The 462-nt window shown below is 58.0% G+C and carries 1 protein-coding gene; it reads left to right on the top strand.

Going from position 1 to position 462, the window contains the following annotated elements; translation table 11 throughout:
- Positions 1–462: substrate-binding domain-containing protein (locus EIK80_RS25065; RefSeq protein WP_158624757.1), on the top strand; the 462-nt coding region annotated here is incomplete at both ends.

Below are 462 nucleotides of genomic sequence, written 5' to 3'. Positions count from 1 at the left end.
CTGGAAAGGCTTCATGAAGTACTGCCACATGGTGTGTTCATCGATGTGAACCCAGCCCCGAATCTTTTCAGCTCCGTGCAGCCGGATCTGCTGCAAACCATACTGGACGCCTTGAGCGAAGCCAGAGCCCGCGGCATGACCAGAATCGGATTTATCGGCGGCGAAGGCCGCATGATGGGCACCTACGAGTACCCCGAAGACATCCGTACGATGGCATACCGCGACTGGTGCGAACGCCTTGGCCTGGAAACCGCAGGGCTGATATTTACCGGCGGCCAGGTCAGCGTGGAAACCGGCCGCAAGCACGGCGAAACGATTGTGGCCAAGCTCGGCAGCAATATGCCTGACTGCTTTATCGTGGCCACTGATTCCCTGGCTGTGGGCGTGATTCAGGCCTTTACCAAGGCCGGCATTTTGGTGCCGCGCGATGTCAGCATCATCAGCATCAACAACCAGTCCATC

The sequence above is a fragment of the Caulobacter sp. 602-1 genome (assembly GCF_003931565.1).
In the GTDB taxonomy this organism is placed as follows: domain Bacteria; phylum Pseudomonadota; class Alphaproteobacteria; order Caulobacterales; family Caulobacteraceae; genus Caulobacter.
The sequence above is the reverse complement of the archived record's forward strand: the minus strand, read 5'-3'. Positions and strand labels throughout refer to the sequence as shown.